The 20,838-nt window shown below is 58.8% G+C and carries 17 protein-coding genes; 5 read left to right on the plus strand and 12 right to left on the minus strand.

What is annotated here, in order from left to right:
* Positions 1-385: 385 nt before the first annotated feature.
* Positions 386-1,843, minus strand: coding sequence for a SulP family inorganic anion transporter (locus ACN28Q_RS00745; protein ID WP_095848859.1), 1,458 nt, complete (start codon positions 1,841-1,843; stop codon positions 386-388).
* Positions 1,844-2,176: 333 nt separating this feature from the next.
* On the opposite strand from ACN28Q_RS00745, the gene ychF reads away from it, so the two are divergent.
* From ychF to ACN28Q_RS00760, 3 genes are all read left to right on the plus strand, one after another.
* Positions 2,177-3,268, plus strand: coding sequence for a redox-regulated ATPase YchF (gene ychF / locus ACN28Q_RS00750; protein ID WP_095844580.1), 1,092 nt, complete (start codon positions 2,177-2,179; stop codon positions 3,266-3,268).
* A gap of 444 nt (positions 3,269-3,712) precedes the next feature.
* Positions 3,713-4,336 carry a TetR/AcrR family transcriptional regulator gene (locus ACN28Q_RS00755; protein WP_230469473.1) on the plus strand — a complete coding sequence of 208 codons (624 nt, stop codon included), beginning with the start codon at positions 3,713-3,715 and terminating at the stop codon, positions 4,334-4,336.
* A gap of 49 nt (positions 4,337-4,385) precedes the next feature.
* A complete protein-coding gene (locus tag ACN28Q_RS00760) occupies positions 4,386-5,597 on the plus strand; it encodes an MFS transporter (RefSeq protein ID WP_095844581.1) in 1,212 nt (403 codons plus the stop codon).
* Positions 5,598-5,747: 150 nt separating this feature from the next.
* On the opposite strand, the gene ACN28Q_RS00765 is transcribed toward ACN28Q_RS00760, so the two are convergent.
* From ACN28Q_RS00765 to ACN28Q_RS00795, 7 genes are all read right to left on the minus strand, one after another.
* Entirely contained in the window at positions 5,748-6,938 is a 1,191-nt protein-coding gene (locus ACN28Q_RS00765; RefSeq protein WP_095844582.1) for a serine hydrolase domain-containing protein, read from the minus strand.
* A gap of 240 nt (positions 6,939-7,178) precedes the next feature.
* Positions 7,179-8,840 (minus strand): dipeptide ABC transporter ATP-binding protein, encoded by a 1,662-nt coding sequence (locus tag ACN28Q_RS00770; protein WP_230469474.1) that lies wholly within the window; start codon positions 8,838-8,840, stop codon positions 7,179-7,181.
* Positions 8,837-9,655 (minus strand): ABC transporter permease, encoded by an 819-nt coding sequence (locus ACN28Q_RS00775; protein ID WP_095844584.1) that lies wholly within the window; start codon positions 9,653-9,655, stop codon positions 8,837-8,839. Before ACN28Q_RS00775 ends, ACN28Q_RS00770 begins: the two co-directional genes overlap by 4 nt.
* Entirely contained in the window at positions 9,655-10,596 is a 942-nt protein-coding gene (locus ACN28Q_RS00780) for an ABC transporter permease (RefSeq protein ID WP_095844585.1), read from the minus strand. Before ACN28Q_RS00780 ends, ACN28Q_RS00775 begins: the two co-directional genes overlap by 1 nt.
* Positions 10,597-10,609: 13 nt before the next feature.
* Positions 10,610-12,157 carry an ABC transporter substrate-binding protein gene (locus tag ACN28Q_RS00785; RefSeq protein ID WP_095844586.1) on the minus strand — a complete coding sequence of 516 codons (1,548 nt, stop codon included), beginning with the start codon at positions 12,155-12,157 and terminating at the stop codon, positions 10,610-10,612.
* A 16-nt stretch (positions 12,158-12,173) separates the two neighbouring features.
* Positions 12,174-13,280 (minus strand): C45 family autoproteolytic acyltransferase/hydrolase, encoded by a 1,107-nt coding sequence (locus ACN28Q_RS00790; protein ID WP_095844587.1) that lies wholly within the window; start codon positions 13,278-13,280, stop codon positions 12,174-12,176.
* An 11-nt stretch (positions 13,281-13,291) separates the two neighbouring features.
* Entirely contained in the window at positions 13,292-14,152 is an 861-nt protein-coding gene (locus ACN28Q_RS00795) for an alpha/beta hydrolase family protein (RefSeq protein ID WP_095844588.1), read from the minus strand.
* Between the two features lie 235 nt (positions 14,153-14,387).
* On the opposite strand from ACN28Q_RS00795, the gene ACN28Q_RS00800 reads away from it, so the two are divergent.
* Positions 14,388-15,023 carry a GntR family transcriptional regulator gene (locus ACN28Q_RS00800; protein WP_095844589.1) on the plus strand — a complete coding sequence of 212 codons (636 nt, stop codon included), beginning with the start codon at positions 14,388-14,390 and terminating at the stop codon, positions 15,021-15,023.
* A gap of 73 nt (positions 15,024-15,096) precedes the next feature.
* On the opposite strand, the gene ACN28Q_RS00805 is transcribed toward ACN28Q_RS00800, so the two are convergent.
* Positions 15,097-16,152 (minus strand): NAD(P)-dependent alcohol dehydrogenase, encoded by a 1,056-nt coding sequence (locus ACN28Q_RS00805; protein ID WP_095844590.1) that lies wholly within the window; start codon positions 16,150-16,152, stop codon positions 15,097-15,099.
* A gap of 196 nt (positions 16,153-16,348) precedes the next feature.
* Positions 16,349-17,089, minus strand: coding sequence for an SDR family oxidoreductase (locus ACN28Q_RS00810; RefSeq protein WP_095844591.1), 741 nt, complete (start codon positions 17,087-17,089; stop codon positions 16,349-16,351).
* 107 nt (positions 17,090-17,196) lie between these two features.
* On the opposite strand from ACN28Q_RS00810, the gene ACN28Q_RS00815 reads away from it, so the two are divergent.
* Positions 17,197-18,105, plus strand: a complete 909-nt coding sequence (locus ACN28Q_RS00815) for a LysR family transcriptional regulator (protein ID WP_095844592.1) — start codon at positions 17,197-17,199, stop codon at positions 18,103-18,105.
* Here ACN28Q_RS00815 and ACN28Q_RS00820 read toward each other — a convergent pair.
* Both ACN28Q_RS00820 and ACN28Q_RS00825 read right to left on the minus strand, forming a co-directional pair.
* Entirely contained in the window at positions 18,089-20,374 is a 2,286-nt protein-coding gene (locus ACN28Q_RS00820; protein ID WP_095844593.1) for an ATP-binding cassette domain-containing protein, read from the minus strand. The two genes, ACN28Q_RS00815 and ACN28Q_RS00820, sit on opposite strands and share 17 nt — an antisense overlap.
* A complete protein-coding gene (locus tag ACN28Q_RS00825) occupies positions 20,371-20,838 on the minus strand; it encodes a MarR family winged helix-turn-helix transcriptional regulator (protein ID WP_095844594.1) in 468 nt (155 codons plus the stop codon). The genes ACN28Q_RS00820 and ACN28Q_RS00825 overlap by 4 nt, the downstream gene beginning before the upstream one ends.

Below are 20,838 nucleotides of genomic sequence, written 5' to 3' on the forward strand. Positions count from 1 at the left end.
TCACCACAAGACAAATTAAAATTAAATATATACTCTAAATAATTCGAGTTGCAGGAAGGCGGCGACGCAGCGAATCCCCAGGAGCTTACTGGAGTAAGTGACTGGGGTGAGCGACAAATCTGCCGGGAGCAGATTTGAACGCTGCCGGCAGCGGCCCCTCTGGGGCGAGGCCCAAGGATGGGCCGAGTAATAAAGCCAACACACCTGCAACTTGAAGTATGACGAGTATATACCGCCAAAAATACCGCGTGGATGCTTGCTCCAAGAAATGACTGGGGGTAAACGAAAAAGCTGCCATGAGCAAATCGAATGTTATAAGCAACGGCCCCTCAGGGCCGAGAAAAAAATCCAAGCATCAGAAACTTCTTAAAGTGGCTTGTATCATTTATTTAGGCCCGTCTAACTCATGGCTGCAGAAGGGGCCGGCCAGTTTGAGCAGATGAATACAGTCTTCACTCAGGTGGCGCAAGCGGATACTTTTCCCCTCGGCCACATAGCGGGCGGTCAGTTTATCAATCGCCTCTACACCGCTGGAATCTAACACGCGCGTTTGCGCAAAATCCAACACCACGGTGGCAGGATCATTTTCCGGCCGAAAGAGTTCGGCAAAGGCAGTAGCCGAACCAAAGAATAACGGCCCCTGCAAAAAATAGATAACCTGTTCATCTTCCTGCTTCACGGAACGCAGCGTAATACGCGCATGCTGCCAGGCAAATACCAACGCAGAGATAATTACCCCGCTTATCACCGCCACGGCCAGGTCCGCATAAATCGTAATTGCCGTTACCACAATCAAAATAACTCGGTCGGCTTTGGGCATATGTTTAAAACGGCGCAGTGAACTCCATTCAAAGGTGTTATAGCACACCACCAGCATAATGCCGGCCAGGGCGGCAACCGGGATCACGCCAATATACGCCGAAAGGCTAACCACAAAGAGTATCAACAGCAGCGCACCAAGGGTGGATGAAATGCGCCCGCGGCCACCGGAGGTGAAATTGATGATCGATTGCCCAATCATCGCACAGCCGGCAAAACAGCCAAACAGGCCGCAAAGGGTGTTGCCTGCCCCCTGTGCAATACTTTCCCGGTTGCCATCGCCTTTGCTGCCGCCCATATCATCCAGCACGGTCATCGTCAGCAATGATTCAATCAGGCCCACCAGCGCAATCACCAAGGCATAAGGCAACACCACGCGCAGCATCTCTAGGTTAAATGCCGCCAACGGCAAACCCAAGTGCGGCAAGCTGCCGGAAATATCCGCCAGATCGCCGACCCGCAGCGTGTTCAAATGCAAGCCGATAGCCAACGCAGAAATGATAATCAACGCCGCCAGTGACGACGGGATAGCTTTGGTCAAACGAGGGAACAGCACCACCACCAATATCGCTAATAGCACCAGCGCATACATCAGCATCCCCTGGCCGGCGATCATATGAAGTTGGGCCAACATAATCACGATCGCCAGCCCGTTAACGAAGCCATGGATCGCCGGCAACGGCACCAGTCGAATAAATTTCCCTAGGCGGAACGCGCCAATCAAGATCTGGATAATGCCGGCAAAAATGGTCGCCCACAGCACGTATTGCATGCCATGCTGCGCCGCCAACCCCATAAGCACCACTACGATCGAGCCTGCAGCTCCTGAAACCATGCCTGGCTTGCCGCCGAATAACGCGGTGGTCAACCCGATGATAAACGCGGTATGCAGCCCAACGATCGGTGAAAAACCGGCAACCAACGCAAAGCCAACCGCTTCCGGCACCATGGATACCGCGACGACAAAACCGGCCAACACTTCGTTTTTAATATCAGCAAACCTGATATTTTTTAGGTTCAACATACACTTCCCAAATTTATTCATCATACCTGCATCAGTTAACCACTACGCGACGGTTATCCTGCAACCAGAAAAGTTAGCAGCCTTCAAGTGACAGTGCCGTTTCGCTGCGTTCCTGGCACAGATGTGTTTCGCCAACATTGCGTGCCAGTATGTTGAAATGTGATCGATATCTCAATGGCAAACGCCCGTTCGGCACCGGTGTTCAACGGCACGGCGGCAACAGTGAGTCGAGATAAAGGCGCATTACGTGTATAATGGCGCCATAATTTTGCCATTTATACGGTTGGTTAACTTTAACTAGCTGATAGTTAAGATATTTAAGGTGATATAAACATGGGATTCAAATGCGGTATCGTCGGTCTGCCTAACGTTGGCAAATCCACCCTGTTCAACGCGTTGACCAAAGCGGGCATTGAAGCAGCTAACTTCCCGTTCTGCACCATTGAACCAAACACCGGTGTGGTGCCGATGCCCGATCCGCGTCTGGATAAACTGGCCGAGATCGTCAAACCCCAGCGCATCCTGCCGACCACGATGGAGTTTGTCGACATCGCCGGCCTGGTTAAAGGCGCATCCAAAGGCGAAGGCCTGGGCAACCAGTTCCTGACCAATATCCGCGAAACTGAAGCTATCGGCCACGTGGTGCGTTGCTTTGAAAATGACAATATCGTGCACGTTTCCGGCAAGGTTGATCCTGTGGAAGATATTGACGTTATCAATACCGAACTGGCTCTTTCCGATCTGGAAACCTGCGAGCGCGCCATGCACCGTGTGCAGAAGAAAGCCAAAGGCGGCGATAAAGACGCCAAAGCCGAGCTGGCCGCACTGGAAAAATGCCTGCCGCACCTGGAAAACGCCGGTATGCTGCGCGTGTTGGATCTGACCCCGGAAGATAAAGCCGCCATCCGCTATCTAAGTTTCCTGACGCTGAAACCAACCATGTACATCGCCAACGTGAACGAAGACGGTTTTGAGAACAACCCGTATCTGGATAAAGTGCGTGAAATCGCTGCGGCAGAAGGTTCTGTAGTGGTTGCCGTGTGCGCCGCGGTGGAATCCGATATTGCCGAACTGGAAGACGACGAGCGCGACGAGTTCATGGCTGAACTCGGCCTGGAAGAACCCGGCCTGAACCGCGTGATCCGCGCTGGTTATGAACTGCTGAACCTGCAGACCTATTTCACCGCCGGTGTGAAAGAAGTCCGCGCCTGGACCATCCCGGTTGGCGCAACGGCACCGCAGGCCGCTGGCAAGATCCACACCGACTTTGAAAAAGGCTTTATCCGCGCCCAAACCATCGCCTATGAAGATTTCATCACGTACAAAGGCGAGCAAGGGGCAAAAGAAGCCGGCAAAATGCGTTCAGAAGGTAAAGACTATATCGTTAAAGACGGCGATATCATGAACTTCTTGTTTAACGTCTAAATAAAATTTGTTGTCTCATGAGGTTTCATTGAATCTCATGAAAGCCACAAAAATCCACGCATTTGCGTGGATTTTTTTCATATAGGTCTCATGGAATCGTAGTTAAATGAGTACATAGATAGTGGGCGGGAAAAGAAAGAGTAATGATTAAACCGCAAGACGGAGATGAGCAGACTTCTTACGCGTGGTTTCTAATGAAGCTTCGATTTTAGCCGAAGACTGGCCCGTTTCAACAGCGGTTGAAGTTGCTACATACCAAGGCTTTCTACACGAATCACATAATCAATGGAAAGAAGCAACACTAAGGATTTATGCCATTCCCCCCCCCTAAGCAAACAGTAAGCATGGAACGATTAACCCAGTGAGCAACCCGTCATTGACTTGTGCAAAGCTGATTTCGTGTTAAATTAGGAAAATATCATTCCCTAATTTAGGAAAACGCATATGTCTGCTACTGGTCATCTGCCAAACCGCCCCTCCCGCAGCCGCGGCCGGCCGCGCGAGTTCAATATGGACGATGCGCTGGATAAAGCCGTGCGGGTGTTCTGTGCGCGTGGCTACCATGCCACCTCTATTGCCGATCTGACCTCGGCGATGGAACTGGCTTCCGGTAGCGTCTACAAGGCGTTCAAGGACAAACGGGCGGTATTCCTTGCGGCATTTGATCGCTACAAGACGGTGCGCGATACGCAGTTGCGTGCCGCAATTAACCAAGGGCGCAATGGCCGTGAGCGGTTACGCAATACCCTGAATTTCTTCGCCGCATCATCCTACGGTGCACAAGGGCAGTTAGGCTGTTTGGTGGTGGGTGGTGCGGCCGAATTGGCTACCTTCGATGACGAAATTGCACAACGTGTCACAGGTTCGCTGGAAAGAAGTGAAGCACTGCTCAGCGAACTGATCCAACAGGGCCAATCCGATGGCTCGATTCCCACAGCGCTGGACTATCAGACCACGGCTCGCTTGATGCTGTGCGTGCTGCAAGGCATGCGCGTCATCGGCAAGGCTGGCCGCAGCAAGCAGGAGATGCAGGCGGTGGCCGATGCTGCGCTGAAATTGTTGGGCTGATTTTTTTACCCATTTAGGAAATAAATATTCCCTTATTGAAGAGGTTCCGATGAACATTCCAGCGTCCCCCAAAGCGGCAGTGAACCCGCCCCAGACGGTTTCCCCCTGGCTGCTCCTGCTATTGGCAACTGCCTGCGGCCTGATTGCCGCCAATATCTACTATGCCCAGCCGCTGGCCGGGCCGATCGGTGCCGCACTCGGAATGTCAGGCGAAGCAACCGGGCTGATCGTAACGCTGACGCAGATTGGCTACGGCCTCGGCTTGCTGTTGATCGTGCCTTTGGGCGATCTGGTCGAAAATCGCAGGCTGACATTGGCATTATTAGGCATTGCCACGCTGGCGCTGCTGGGCGCAGGGCTATCCACCCATCCACTGCCCTTCCTGCTATCGGCCTTGGGTATCGGCGTTGGAACCGTAGCGGTGCAGGTGCTGGTGCCCTATGCCGCACATATGGCGCCAGCGGAAATGCGTGGGCGCGTCGTGGGCAACGTGATGAGCGGCCTGATGCTGGGCATCATGCTGGCCCGCCCGGTATCAAGCTTTATCACTCAGCTTTCATCGTGGCATACAATCTTCTTCATCTCTGCGGTAGCGATGGCGCTGCTGGCGGGCATACTGGCCTGGCAACTGCCGGCACGCTTTCCCACCGGGCGGTTGCGTTACCTTCAGTTGTTGGTATCAATGAGCCACCTGGCGCGCGCCACACCCGTGCTGCGCCGGCGCGCCCTTTACCACGCTGCGCTATTCGCGGCCTTTAGCCTGTTCTGGACAACCACGCCGCTGTTGCTTGCCGGGCCGGTGTTCGGCCTCTCACAGGGGGGGATTGCCCTATTCGCCCTCGCCGGCGTTGCCGGAGCCATCGCCGCCCCCATTGCAGGCCGCGTCGCCGATCGGGGCTGGAGCCGCCCGGCTACGGCACTGTCCATGCTGGCGGTAGCGGCGGGCTTCCTGCTAACTCACATCGCCACGCCGGGATCGTCCTGGTCGCTGGGCCTACTGGTGTTGGCGGCTATCGTGCTCGATTTCGGGGTATCGGCCAATATGACGCTGAGCCAGCGCGCCATCTTCGCCCTGGGCGCAGAATTTCGCGCCCGGTTAAATGGCCTCTACATGACCACCTTCTTCATTGGTGGTGCAATTGGCTCGGCGATCGGCGCCTGGGCTTATGCCCACGGCGGCTGGGCGTGGGCATCCGGCTTTGGCGTTGCGCTGCCCATCGCGGCATTGGCGTACTGGGCGATGGAAGGACGCTCTCAATGATTCCAGCCAACACCTAATCCGGCCTTTGCCATGCCGTATCCGCCACGGAACGCGCCACAACCACGTTACCAACGATGCCACCAGTCAGAGGTTCGGATAGCGCAGAACCGCGGCGAAACCCCATCGCTGCCATGCGGGAAGCGTTTGCCATCATTGCACCTCCAGCGCGCCGTAAACCGCGTCGCGCAAATCCGTTACAAAACGGCCGCTTATACCTTCATACAGCGTGTTGGTGAAAGCGACAACGCTAAGGCCCTGCGCCCGATCCACAAACCAGGAATGGCCGTAGGCACCACCCCAACGCCAGGTGCCTGCCGATTCCGGCGAAGCCGCAAGAGCAGGATCGCGTAATACAGAAAAGCCCAGACCGAAACCGAAGCCAGGCGCATCGGGCAGTTCCAATCCGCCGGTCTGATCGCGCCCCATTTCTTCCACCAGTTCGTTGGGCAGCAGCCCGCTACCGCCCTGGCGTAAGGCTTCCAGAAGGCACAGAAAATCCCCGGCGCTGCCCGCCATGCCGGCCCCGCCAGAGGGAAAGGCCTGCGGATCGAAGATGCGGGCCGGGCTGTAGGCGATCCCAACCGCGCCTTCGAAAGCCGAAACCGTCTCGCTTTCTGCCAGCCGGTGAGGTTGTGGGGTATCGTTCACATAGGCGGTGGGCACACGCTGCGGATCGCGAGCGACAAAGCCGGTATCGGCCATGCCCAATGGGTCTGTCACCAACCGGCGCACCGCCTCATCCAACGGCGTGCCATGGATACGCGCGATCAGCGCTCCCAGCACGTCGGTCGCCAGTGAATAGCCCCAGGCGGTGCCCGGCTCATACAGCAACGGTTCGCGGCCAAGGCGATGCAAATTCTCCGCCAGGCTGATGCCCGCGGCATCCATACCGTCCGACACACCAGCTCGCGCATAGGGGCCATGCGCATCGGCCTCAAAAAATCGGTAGCCAAGGCCAGCGGTGTGGCTAAGCAACTGCCGCACGGTGATACGGGCCGGGCGGCCGTCAGCCAGGTGGGGCTGAAACGCGGGCAGCCAGCTTGCGATAGGATCGTCAAGGCCGATTTTGCCCTGTGCCACCAGCACAAGCGCAGCGGTGGAGACGATGGGCTTGCTGACAGAAGCCAGCCGGAATACCGCATCCAGGGCCATCGGCCGCGCACTTTCGCGGTCGGCAAAACCGGCCGCTTGCTGGTGGATCAACTCGCCATTGCGGGCAATCAGAATGACAGCGCCGACCAACCGCTGTTCGTCAACTGCCTGCTGCACCACGGTGTGAACGCTGCTGGATAGCTGCTCGGGCGGAACGCCTCTGCGCAGTGAATCAGTGAAATTCGTCATGGCAAGTTCCTCAAAAAAACGGGATGCCCTAACGATATGAATTGCAGGATTAAAGAAAAAGTAGGCTGTAGTTCCTTGGTGTACGGAATTTTATGTCCTTAATTAAACGACAACCAAGGCCAGGAGGCATTGCGATAGTCGACGCCCGCCGCGCAAGAGGCCGTCTGCCAACACATCCGCAATGGGTATCGCGCGCGCCTTGCCATCATCAGCCAAAACGAACGCTAAACCGGCGGCAGGCTATTTCCCGCCCATGCCGGCCGGTTGCTGCTGCAGTTGATAACCGCCGCCCGCCAGCGGCTTCAGCATCGGCAAACAGTTCAGCAAGCGTTGCGTATAAGGATGGCGCGGCGCGTCCAGCACGTCATCGCTCCAGCCGCTTTCCACCAGCCGCCCTTGCTCCATCACCAAAATGCGATCGGCGATTTGCTCCACCGCGCCTAAATCATGGGTGATGAACAGGCAGGCAAAGCCGTAGTTTTCCTGTAGCCGCTTCAACAACTGCAGGATCTGCTTTTGCACCGTCATGTCCAGCGCCGAGGTTGGCTCATCGGCGATGATAAACGCGGGCCGGCGAATAATGGCACGGGCGATCGCCACCCGCTGCCGTTGCCCGCCGGAAAGCTGATGCGGATAGCGCGTCAAAAAATGCTCGCCCAGCCCCACTTCTTGCAGCATCTCACGCACCCGTTGTTCGCGCGCCTTGCGGGTAATGGCCGCATCCAGCAGCAATGGCTCGGCCAGAATCGCAGCGATACGCATGCGTGGATCGAGAGACGAGAACGGATCCTGCTGAATGATTTGGCATTCGCGCCGCCATTCGTCCCGCTGCCGTTTACTGGCCTGCGCCACAACCGTGCCGCGAAAGCTTAAAATGCCCGCCGCCGCCGGCACCATGCCGGCGATCAGTTTGCCAATGGTGGTTTTGCCCGAACCGCTGGCCCCCACCAACGCCACGGTTTCGCCGGCCCGAACGTTGAAACTCACCCCCTGCACCGCATGGGTCACCTGGGCAGGCTTGAACCAGGCGCGGCGGCCGCGATAAACGATATCCACATTATGCAGCGCAATCACGCTCTCCGCCGCCAGCAGTTTTCGCCGATCCGGCGCCGCTTTACGCACTGGCAACGCGGCCAGCAGGCGGCAAGTATAAGGGTGCTGCGGCTTAGCCAACAGTTGCCGGCTGGCGTTTTGCTCCACCAGTTCTCCCTGCTCCATCACCATAATGCGCGACGCATAATGAGCCACCATCGACAGATCATGGCTGATCAAGATCACCGCGCTGCCTTTCTCGGCGGTCAACGACAGCATTAGTGCCATCACTTCATGCTGCACCAGCACGTCCAGCGCGGTAGTGGGCTCATCGGCGATGATCAGCTTCGGTTCCAGCAACATCACCGAGGCGATCATCACCCGCTGCCGCATGCCACCGGAAAATTCGTGCGGATAGCGGTTCAAAAGCAGCTCCGCCTGCGCCAGCCCCACCCGCTCCAGCATCGCGATGATCCGCGCACGCCGCTGCTGCGGGGGCAATGCAGTATGCAGCGCCAGCCCTTCATCTAATTGCCTGCCGATGGTCATCGCCGGGTTGAGCGAGGTCATCGGTTCCTGAAACACCATGCCGATGCCGGCGCCGCGCAGTTTGCGCAGCTCGAGCGCGCTTAGCCGGCGCAAATCGCGGCCGGCGAACTGGATAGCGCCGGCCTGAAAATCTACGCCGGCAGGCAACAATTGCATCAGGGCACGCATCGCCAGGGTTTTACCGCTGCCCGATTCCCCTACCACGGCCAAGATCTCCCGCTCCGCCACGGTGAACGAAATCCCCTTCACCACATCCTGGCCGTTGACCGTCACCCGCAGGTTATCCACCTGCAACAACGGCATCACTTGGCTTGTCATCATTGCATCCTCGGATCGAGATAATCACGCAGGGCATCGCCCAATAAATTGACGCCCAACAGCGCCAGAGAAATACAGGCTCCCGGCAACAACGCCAGCCACGGCGCCTGCGCCAGATAGCTGCGGCTGGCGGCCAGCATATTGCCCCAGGTCGGCTCCGGCGGCGGCACGCCCAGGCCGAGGAACGACAGCGCGCTTTCAGAGATCAACACCCAGCCGAGCATCGAGGTGGCCAGTACCGTCAACGGCGCGATGCAATTGGGCATGATATGCCGGCGCAGAATGGTCGTTTCACTGTGGCCCATCACGCGGGCGGCGGCCACGAAGTCAGCCTCACGCAGCGCCATCACCGTGCCGCGCACCATACGCACCACCGACGGGGTATAGGCCAGCCCCAACGCCAGGATAATGCCGTAGCGGTTATTGCCCAGGATACTCAGCAGCCCCAGCGCCAGCAGAATGCCGGGAAACGCCAGCAGGGTATCGGTCACCATCATGATCAGACGATCGATTGCGCCGCGCAGATAGCCGCTGACCAGCCCCAGAAAGATGCCGATGGTCAGCGCAAACGCCACCGTCACCAATGAGATCGTCAGGCTGGCGCTGGCGCCGGCCAGCAGGCGGCTCAGAACATCGCGGCCATATTCGTCGGTGCCGAACCAGTGTTGCGCATCCGGCCCATGCAGGCGCGCCAGAATATTGATACTGCCCGGATCGTAAGGCGTCCACAGGAAGCCCAACACGCCGGCCATGACTATCAAGCCAATCAGCACCGCCCCCAGCCAGGCATTGGGCGCAATGGCGGTTTGTCGTTTCATCAGGCGGTCACCCTCGGGTTAAACAGCGGATACAGCGCGTCAATCAGCAGATTGGTCAGCACATACAGCGCGGCGATAAACAGCATGCAGCCCTGGATCACCGGATAATCGCGCGCGTAGATGGCGTCCACCAACAGGCGCCCAAGCCCCGGCAGGCTGAAGACCGTTTCGGTAACCGCCACCCCGCTCAACAGATTGCCCAGGGTTAAGCCGATCAGCGTCCAGGTGGGGCCGAAAGCATTGGGAAACACATGGCGCGCCAGCACCCGCCGCTCCGGCAAGCCCTTGGCGCGGGCGTGGGTCACATAGTCCAGGCGCAACACCTCCAGGGTGCTGGCGCGCATCATGCGCACCAGCGCCCCCATCTCCACCAGCACCAGGGTCAGCACCGGCATCAACAGATACAGCACCCCCAACTGCAGGTTATCCGCCACCGAGACATACCCCACCACCGGCAACCAACCCAGGCTCAGGCCGAAGGTGAGCAACACCAGCAGCCCCATCCAGAAACTGGGGATAGACAGCAGAAAGGTGGAAAACATCACCAGGCCGATATCCCAGCGCGAGTTTTGTTTCCAGGCCGCCAGCATGCCGGCCGGCACCGCCAATAGCGAAGCGATGATAATTGCCGCCAGCACCACGCTCAGGGTCACACCGAAACGTTGCAGGATCAGCGGCAACACCGCCTGCCCGGTTTGGATCGAGTGGCCGAAATCGCCGTGCAGAACCTGGCTGAACCAGATCAGGAATTGCTGCGGCAAGGTTTGATCCAGGCCCATGCTATGGCGCAAATCCGCCAGGCTGGCTTCGGTGGCCATGTCCCCCAGCATCAGCAGCGCCGGATCACCCGGCACCAGCCGGGTAAGCAGGAACACCAGCACCGTCACCAGCAATAAGGTCGGGATCGCCGACAACAGGCGCGATAACAGAAACTGCACCATGGGTGCTCCTTAGCTATTGGGTTTTGCTGACATTCCACAAGCGAGCCGCCGCCGCCAACCACGATGTATAGCCCTGGATCACCTTGCGGTGGGCGACGATGTCCAAACCGGGGTAGAACACAATCAGCGGCACTTGCGCAATCATCTGTTTATGCAACTGATCAACGATCGGCTGCATCTGGGCCGTGTCATCCAGGTGCGCCAGTTGATCGGTCAAGCGGATGGCCTCGGGATCGTCCCATACCTTGCGCGATTGTTTGTTTTTATCGCCGACGATTTGCTCATAGGCCAGCGCGGGATGAAAACGCGCCGAGTAGGTGAAGGTCATCATCTGATAACGCCCCGACTGATACCGTTCCAGTTGGGTGGCCCACTCCATGGTGGTGACTTTGGCGTTGATGCCGGCGGCTTGCAGCATCGCCTGAATGATGATCGCCATATCAAAGCTGGGCACCGTAGAGCGCTTATTGGCGATGATTTCCAGGGTTTCGCCCTTATAACCAGCCTCTTTCAGCAACGCCGCGACCCGCGCCGCATCATGGTGATAGCCCTGTTTTTCCACCTCGCCGTAGAACGCCGACGACGTGGAAACGTTCGCGTTGCTCGGTGTCGCCATGCCCTGGCTGGTGCCGTGCGCAATCTGCTGGGTATCGAGCGCGGCGGCGATCGCCTGGCGCAGTTTGACGTTTTTCAACAGCGGATCGCGGGTTTGGATCAGCATCACGTGGCGCTGGGCGTTGGCGGCCGCCTCGATGCCGATATTGGCGTTTTGCTTCAGATCGCTGGCATCTATGGGGCTGACCTGCGCCAAATCCACCGCGCCGGACAACAGCCCCGCTTTCACCGTGGCGGCATCCGGCACTGCCATAAAGCGCACCTCATCCACCAGCGCCTGTTTGCCGCCGACAAAACCATCCGGTTTGCCGGGCCGGGCCGCGTAACCGGCAAAGCGCTCCAGTGCCACGTACTCGCCGTGTTTCCAGGTGCCGAAGGTGAACGGGCCGGTACCGATGGGCTTGATCCATTTGCCTTCGCCGTCTACCGACGCCCGATTGATCACCGCCGCCGCGCCGCAATCGGTGCGCGCCAGCGTGTCGAGGAACAGCGCCACCGGTTGCGCCAGGCTCATCACCACCGTGTGGTCGTCCGGCGCGGTCACCGATGTTACGTGGTTCAACCCGCTGCCATCGAATTCACGCAGGCAGCGCCACTGGGTTTTAGGATCGTTCCAGTGTTGCCAACTCCACACCACGTCCTGGGCCGTGAGCAGCGCGCCGTTGTGGAACTTCACCCCGTTGCGCAAGGTGAAGGTATAGGTGCGGCCATCGTCGGAAACCTGCCAGCTTTCGGCCAGCATCGGCCCAACGGTGCCGTCCTCGCGGTAGCCGACCAGCCCTTCCACCACGTGCATCAGCACGTCGTCGGTATTGCCGTCCCGGTTGACGCCCGGTTGGCTGCTGCGAATATCTTGATTCAGTGCAAAGCGGATCACGTTCGGCTCGGCCGCTGCCAGCGGCAAAGCCAGCCCCGCCAGCACGGCCGCCAATACGGTTCTTTTCATTGTGCCTCTCCCCAGATTAATCGAGTGTGTAGCGGGTAAAGGTTTGATTGATGGCCGGCAACGGCGCCACCTCCATCACCCCGTCCGCCGGCGTCATCACTATCATCGCCACGGTGGCCGACAGATCGCTGTCGAAGCCCGGCCGCGGCGGGCGGCAGACCGAATACGGGCTGCCGAAATCATCAAAGAACGCCTGTTTCATGTCCTGCTCGTCGAGCAGCGTTTTGGCGGACAACAGTTGCGCCACCCGCCAACTGCGGTACAACGAATCCGGCGAGGCGATGATGCCCTCTTCACGCACTTTGCAGCGCGCCGCCTGGCTTTCCCAATGGTTGGCGTGCACCAGCAGCCCCTGCTGCGGGTATAAGGTGAAACTTTCGTCCGGCGCGCATTCAAAATCGATGGCGAACCCTTCTTGTGTGCTAAGGATCATGTTGTTGGAGCAGGATTTCGGCGTTGTAGCCACCACGCGCATCGCCAACGCCATATGTTGCTGCTCCAGCGCTTTACGGCGGATCAGCGACAGCGGCACCCCCTGCTGGCTGTAATCGCGCTCGCAGCGCAGATAGTTGGCGGTAATGGCGATGCCGGCCTGGTTGAGGCCGCTGCGCGCCAGGCCGCCGGCTTCAACGAAGGTGAGCACATCCGGCCCGTCGTCGCGGTGGATTTTCACCACCACCGAGGTTTCGGCGCATTCGGCGCGCCAGTCCCAGTTTTGGCCGTGGATCAGCTTGCCGTGACGGCTGCGCTCCGGCAGCACCACCGCGCCGCTGCAACCATCCTTGATGCTATCGTCATGCGGCGTGGCGCATTGCTGCCAGCGCCGCGCCTGGGCGATCACTTCGGTGCGCGCATTGATCATCACGATCGCTTCCAGCGGCACCCCGGCGCCGGCGGCGATACCGCCCATCTCCTGCAGGTAGTTCGGATCGAAGTCGGCGATGATGGCGCTGAAATCGTCGATCAGCCGTTGCCGCTGCGCCTGGCCGATCGCCAATTTATCCAGTTGGTCGCCGTAGATCGCCACGCAGGCATGGATGCGATCGCGGGCTTGTTCGCCGTATTGCCGGCCGCGTTCCTCTGGGGAGCCGCTGATTTCAATAAGGGGAAACGATTGCGTCATCTTCAGGCTCCTCAGCGCGTGCTCTGCAATACCGACAGGAAGAAATCTTTTACGTAATCCAGCACTTTCATGCCGTCATGGCCGACGTTGGGCACGATATCCTGCACCGCATCAATCCCTTTGCCACGCAGGCTGTTCAGCAAGGCGGTGTTGCGATCGATACGGGTCTTGCCGGCGTCATTGCAACCCGGCTGATAATATTTGCCGGTTGGCTGATGGGTGATTTCCCAGGTTTCCACATCCACCTTCCCCACCACCAGGTGCACCGCTACCTGGCGCAACGCCGCATAATCCAGTGGCTTGCCGAAGATAGCTTCGAAATCCTTCACCCCAACCCACCAGTTTTTCGTCTCGTCCAACAGCGTCACCGAGCCGGGCGCGCCGATCGATACCGCCAGCAATTTTTCCGGGTGCAGATACAGGAAACGATGGACGAAATGGCCGCCGCCGGAATAGCCGAACAGCAGAAATCGGCCGAAGTCATGCGCCAGCAAGGCGCTCACTTCGTCGACGATCGCCAGCAGCACCTGGTCGTAGTGAATATCCTGCTCAATGATGTATTTGAAGCCGTGAGAATTGCCGTCGCCCAGCGGCCCGACAGGAAACAGCGGCGCCAGTACCACGCAGCGGTTGTAGCGGGCAAATTCAGCGAACGCATCGCGGTATTGGACCATTGAACGGCCGGTGCCGTGCATCGCCACTACCAGGCGGTAACCATGCCGATCCCGATCGAAACCGGGTGGAACATAGAGACAATATTGAAACCGCGGATCGTGGCGGCAGGAAAAGATGGTGGTGCTGCCGCGGTAGTACAACGTGCGGCTGCGCTGTTCAGCGTTATCCGCAACGTTGGTGTTGTCGGTTGATTGCATAACGGTGCCCTGGTCAATGACTGTTCAGGCCGATATAAACACACAACCAAAATTGGCGCCAATTTAATTACCAATATATAAACAAAAGATCTGACAGAGGTAACACTTTGGCGGGAAAGCGCGATCTTCAACAAACGCAGCCAGAGGAAAAACGCATGATAACCGGGGAAATCTGGCTAAAATGCAATGGGCATCGCATCATTAAGCGAGAGTAATCAGTGAAAAGGCAATCTGGATGGAGCAATTGAAGAGTGTATTGGTGAATGTCGCCAACGATCTGGCAATGGATATCAGTAAGGGCGTGTTTCCTCCTGGCTCGTGGCTGAAACAGGTCGAGTTGACGCAGCGCTATGCCTGCAGCCGCAGCGAGGTACGCCGGGCGTTGGATCAATTGGTGAGCGAACGTTTGGTGCAGCACGTGCCCAACCGTGGTTACCACGTGTATTCCCCTAATGAGCAGCAGCGGCGCAATATCTCCGAAATTCGCGCCACCCTGGAATGCGCGGCGGCGCCAGGCATCGTCGCCCATATTGATGAGCAAACCCTGGCAACGCTGCGAAGCTGCGCCGAACAGTTCGAGCATGAAACCCATTACGGCAATCTGCTGCAGCAGTATGAAGCCAACCTGGCGTTTCATCGCGCGCTACTGGCACCTTGCCCCAATCACGATCTGATTGAGTTGATTTTCGATCTGCGCAGCCGGGTGCCATCGGCCCCGCTCGGCCAGTGGACCTCGCATGCGCGGGTGGTGAAATCTTCGCAAGAGCATTTCGCCATGGTGGCGGCGCTGGAACAGCGCGACACCGCCGCGCTGGTGGAGCTGTTGCAACAACATATTTTGCAAGACGACAACCCGCGCCGCCACGGCTAAGGCGCGCAGAACGGTAGCCATGCGCAAAAAACGGGCAGGCCCGCAGCACCCGCCGGCCTGCCCGCCAATCCCCTTACGCAACCAGCGTTTTTATATCAATCACGAAGCGGTATTTCACATCGCTTTTCAGCATCCGCTCATAGGCGTGGTTGATCTCATCCATGTTGATCAGTTCAACATCCGCCGTTATGTTGTGCTCGCCGCAAAAATCCAGCATTTCCTGGGTTTCCGCGATCCCGCCAATGCAGGAACCGGCGACCGAGCGGCGCCCCAATACCATTGGGATAGTGTTCAACACCGGATCGATATTGCCGAGCAAACCGACAAACACCAGCGTACCGTCCAGCGTCAGCGTGGGCATATACGGGTTGATATCGTGGATGTAAGGCACGGTATCAATGATCAGTTCAAACTCGCTTTTCACCGCCGCCATCTGTTTGGCATCGGTGGAGATCACCACATGATCGGCGCCGAGGCGCTTGGCGTCAGCTTCCTTGCCCGGCGAGCGGGTAAAAAGCGTCACCTCGGCGCCCAGCGCATGCGCCAACTTGAGCGCCATATGCCCCAGCCCGCCCAGCCCCACCACGGCGACCTTACTGCCTTTGGTTACCCCCCAACGGCGCAGCGGCGACCAGGTGGTGATGCCCGCACACAACAGCGGCGCCACCGCCTGCAAATCCAGTTTTTCAGGAACACGTAATACAAAGTCTTGCGAACAAACGATTTTTTGCGAGTAACCGCCGTAGGTCACGCTATGATCATGGCGATCGATGCCGTTATAGGTCTGCACATTGCCCTGTTCGCAATACTGCTCCAGCCCTTTTTTACAGGGCGAGCATTCCCGGCAGGAGTCCACCATACAGCCAACGCCCACCAGATCGCCGGCCTTGAACTTGCTGACTTGCGCGCCGACCGCGGCCACTCGCCCGACGATTTCATGCCCCGGCACGATCGGATACTGGCTAAAGCCCCAGTCGTTACGGGCCTGATGCAGATCGGAATGGCAAACGCCACAGTAGAGAATCTCAATCACAACATCATCTTCACGCGGTTCACGGCGTTCAAAATGGAACGGCGCCAGCGGTGCTTTCGATGACTGTGCGGCGTAGCCTAGTACGTTAAATGTCATTACGGTATCCTCTTGTTTTACCTAGCAGAATAAAAAGCAGACTGACCCGAACAATACGCACTGCTCACGGGCGCCGGCCTCTTGGCGGCACTGGCGATATGCCCCGTGACGGTGTTTGCCCTTTACAGAGATCCAGACAATATCGCCCACGTGGAGTTCATTGTTGCCTATCACCCACATCATTGCCCGCGCGGGCCTACAGCAGGGTTAGCCCGCCGTCGACCAGATACTGACTACCGGTGACGAAGGCTGCCTCATCAGACAACAAAAACAAGGCGACCGCAGCGGCTTCTTCGGCGGTGCCAATACGAGGCAAAGCCAGGCGCCCGGCCACCTCGGCCTCGAAACTTGCGCGTAAAGACGGGGCCATAAAATCCCGAAAAGGCGTGGCGATCGGGCCGGGAACCAGGGTGTTCACCCGGATCCCTCGCGGCCCCAGCGCCGAAGCCCAGCAGCGTGCGAGCGAGATCAGCGCACCTTTAGTGGCGGCATACAGGCTGGCGATGGCCGCACCCTCATAGGCCGATGTTGATGCGGTGACAACCACCGATGCGCCGTCGTTAAGCTGCGCGGAAAGTTGCGCCAGCTGTAACGCGGGCCCACGGACATTGGCATTCATCATGGCATCAAAAGCAGCGGCCGTAACCTGCGCCACTTCCCCGACGGCGGCATAGCCCGCATTCAGCCACAGGCCGTCCAACGAACCGACCTCACTAACAAGCGCAACCAGTTCGGCAGCCGGCTCTGGCGCCGCTGCGTCGTTATAAATCACCCGCGCGCTGTCTGGAAGTTCCTGCCGCAGCGCCGCAAGCTTTGCCGCATTGCGGCCGGTGGCGATCACCAGCCCGCCTTCGTGCGCAATACGCAGCGCTCCGGCACGGCCAATGCCGCTGGTTGCGCCGGTGATCAATATGTTTTTGCCGCTAAATCGCCCCATCTGTTGCTCCCCCCGTGTTGGTTTCTTTCACCCAGGCAACAATAGACTTTTGCTATTATTTAAAAAATATGAAAAAACCAAGCAGGCTATGTGGGGAAACAAACATAATGCGCGGCACTGAATATGCTGAACTGCGTGCTTTCGCAGCAATCATAGAACATGGCAGCTTCACCCGGGCCGCGGCCCATCTGGGTGTTACCGCCTCGACACTTAGCCAAACGGTTCGCCGGGTGGAAGAGCGCCTTGGCGTGCGCCTGCTTAACCGCACCACCCGCAGCGTTGCCCCTACGGAGGCCGGCCAACGGCTGATACGGCGGCTGGCGCCGGCGCTGCAGGAGCTTGAAGGCGCGGTGCTTGACGCGAAACAAACCGCGCACCGTGTTGCAGGGGTGCTCCGGCTGAATACCTCACGGGTTGCCGCCATCACCTATCTGGCGCCGATACTGGGCAAGTTCTTACTGGCATACCCGGATGTGCGCATGGATATCGTGACCGAGGAGCGGCTGATCGATATTGTCGCCGAGCGCTTCGACGCCGGCATTCGCCTGGGCGAAAAGCTGCATCAGGACATGATCGCCACCCGTCTGAGCGGCGATTTACTGATGAAAGTGGTCGCCAGCCCGGCCTATCTGGCGCGCGCCGGGGAGCCCAAACGGCCGCAGGATCTGATCCACCACCGCTGCCTGGGTTATCGCCGGCCAAGCGACGGTAGCCTGTACCGTTGGGAGTTTGAGCGGGGGGATGAAAAGCTGGAGGTGGTGGTCGATGGCCCGTTGATGGTCGATGAGCCGGCGATGCTCACCCAGGTGGCGTGCGCCGGCGCAGGCATTGCATACCAGTTTGCGCATCAGGTTGATAATGATATCGCTCAAGGGCGGCTGGTGCAGTTGCTGCCGGAGTGGACGCCCGCCTTCCCCGGCTTTTACCTTTACTACCCAAGCCGGCGCCAGATGGCGCCGCCGCTGCGGGCATTTTTGGATTTTATCGCCCAAGCCAATATCAACCGTGCCCGCTGATATGCTGTTTCAAAAATGGCCCCGTCACCGATGCCGGGGAAGCCAGCATCTCGGTTGCCGTCCCGCTAAAAATCACCTGCCCACCCTGCTTGCCGGCACCCGGCCCCATTTCAACCAGCCAGTCGGCATGAGCGATAACATCCAGGTTATGCTCCACCACGATAACCGTGCTCCCCTGGGCAGTTAAATCATCGAATACCGCCAGCAAACGCGCAACATCCGCCATATGCAACCCACTGGTCGGTTCATCAAAAACATACAGTGGGTGCACACCGCCTAAGCTGGCGGCCAGTTTCAAACGCTGCCGTTCCCCGCCGGAGAGCGTGTTCAGCCGCTGCCCCACGCAGGCATACCCCAGCCCCACCTGCGCCAGGCGCTGCAATGGCACGGCGATAGCTGCATCCGCGGCAAAACGCTGCGCTGCGGCCGCCACCGATAACGCCAGAGCCTGTGCAATATTCAGCCCCTGCCAGAGCACGGCGCGCGCAGCGGCCGTAAACCCGGTGCCATCACAGGCATCACAGGGCGTTTCCACATTGTCCATAAAAGCCAGGTCCGTCTGCACCAGCCCAAGCCCCTTACATATCGGGCACGCCCCCTGGCCGTTATTGCTAAAAAGGCTGATTGGCCGGCCGCTACTACGGGCAAACTGCGCGCGTAGCGGTTCCAGCGCCCCGAGGTAACTGATGATGGAAGAACGGCGGCTTGCGGCCAGCGCGCGCTGATCTATCAACACCGCGTGGGGGTATGCATGCGGCAACAGGTGATTGACCAGGGTACTTTTGCCGGAGCCAGCCACTCCGGTTACCACGGTCAGCACGCCGGTCGGAAAAGAGACATTCACCCGCCGCAGGCTATGTAATGACTGGTCACGCAGTGGCAGTTGGCCCGTTGGCTGGCGAAGCGGGCGCTTAAGCGTTGGGCGTTGTGCCAGGCAGCGGCCAGTTAGTGTATCGGCCTGGCATAAGCCGGCATAGCTGCCCTGATAGACCACGTTACCGCCCGCGCTACCGGCCTGCGGCCCGATATCCACCACATGATCGGCTATCGCGATCACATCAGGATCGTGCTCGACCACCAGCACGGTATTCCCTTTGTCACGTAGCCTGCACAGCAGTATGTTGAGCTGGCGCACATCACGCGGGTGCAGCCCCACGCTCGGCTCATCAAAAATATAGGCAATGTCGGCCAGGCTACTGCCAAGATGGCGCACCATCTTGACCCGTTGCGACTCGCCGCCAGACAGGCTGGCCGTCGCACGCGCCAGGCTCAGATATCCCAGGCCAATCTCCACCATCTGCGCCAGCCGTTCGGCAATAGCCGCCACCACGCTGGCTACCGCCGCAATATTGATACTGCGAATAAACGCCAGTAAGTCCGCTACGTCCATCGCTGCACAATCGGCAATGGATTTCCCCTGGATACGGCAAGACAAAATGGTTGGATTGAGCCGCGCGCCGCCACACCCAGGGCAGATTTGGCGAGTGATAACATGCGCCAGCCCCTCCCGCTCCGCCTGGCTCAGGCGGCGGGGTTCGTGATCCAGATAGGCGCGCCGCAAACGCGGCACCACGCCCTGATAACGCGCGGTGGCAGGCCAGCCCGGCAACGGGGCCGGCACGGCCAGATCGTCGGCATACAGCAGGGTTTGCCACTGCGCCTCGCTATAGTCGCGAAGGGGCATGTCGTTATCAAACAGCCCCGAGCACACATAACGCTTCCAGCGGAAAGTCCCTGGGGCAAAGGTGGGAAAATTAATCGCTCCTTGGTTCAGCGATTTGCGGCGATCGAACAACCGCGAGAGATCCAGTTGGTCGACCACCCCAAGCCCCTCACACTCCGGGCACATGCCCTGGGGATGATTGAAGGAAAAGGCATTCGCGTAGCCGACAAATGGCTGCCCAGCGCGTGAAAACAACAGCCGCAGCAACGGCTGGATATCGGTTACCGTGCCCACCGTTGAGCGCGCATTGCCGCCCAGCGGTTTTTGATCGATGACAATCGAAGCCGGCAGATTTTTAAGGCTGTCGGCCTGCGGCTGCCCATAATGCGGCAGGCGGTGGCGAACAAAGGCGCTGTAGTGCTCATTCAGTTGGCGCTGCGATTCGGCGGCCAGGGTGCCAAACACCAGTGAGGATTTGCCCGAACCGGAAACGCCGGTAAACACGGTAATACGCTGTTTGGGGATACGCAGGCTGATATTCTGCAAGTTATTCTCACGGGCGCCGAAGATTTCGATAGCGTGCCGGTGATTACTCTGAGTGCTCATCGGCGGCCGGCCACGTCATGAAGCCCCTCGCTTTCCAGCGCGGCGCTTGCCTTATGGCACAGCTCCGTGAAGATAGCCTGTTCGCCCGGCGTCAAGGCACTTGCCAGGCGTTGAGCGGCATCATGGCGGCCACTGGCTGCGCGCGCCAGGAAATCTTCGCCAAGCGCGGTCAGTATCGTTACTTGCTCACGGCGATCGCCTTCGGCCGGCGCCTGCGCCACCAGCCCCTGATCTTTCAACACGCGCAAAGCTTTAGATACGCCGGTGCGCGCCATGCCCAAGCGCTCGCCCAAGGTAGAAGGCGTCGCCGCGCCGTGCAGGCGCAGCAGTTCCAGAATATCGTACTGGCCCCATGTAACGGTTTCCGGGTTATAACGGGAGCGGCGTGCCACCAGCACACATTGCAGCCGAGACAATGCGTCCTCAAGGGGGCTGGGGGAGTCCGTACGATTTACTGTTGTCAT

The sequence above is a fragment of the Gibbsiella quercinecans genome (genome assembly GCF_002291425.1).
Classification (GTDB): Bacteria; Pseudomonadota; Gammaproteobacteria; order Enterobacterales; family Enterobacteriaceae; genus Gibbsiella; species Gibbsiella quercinecans.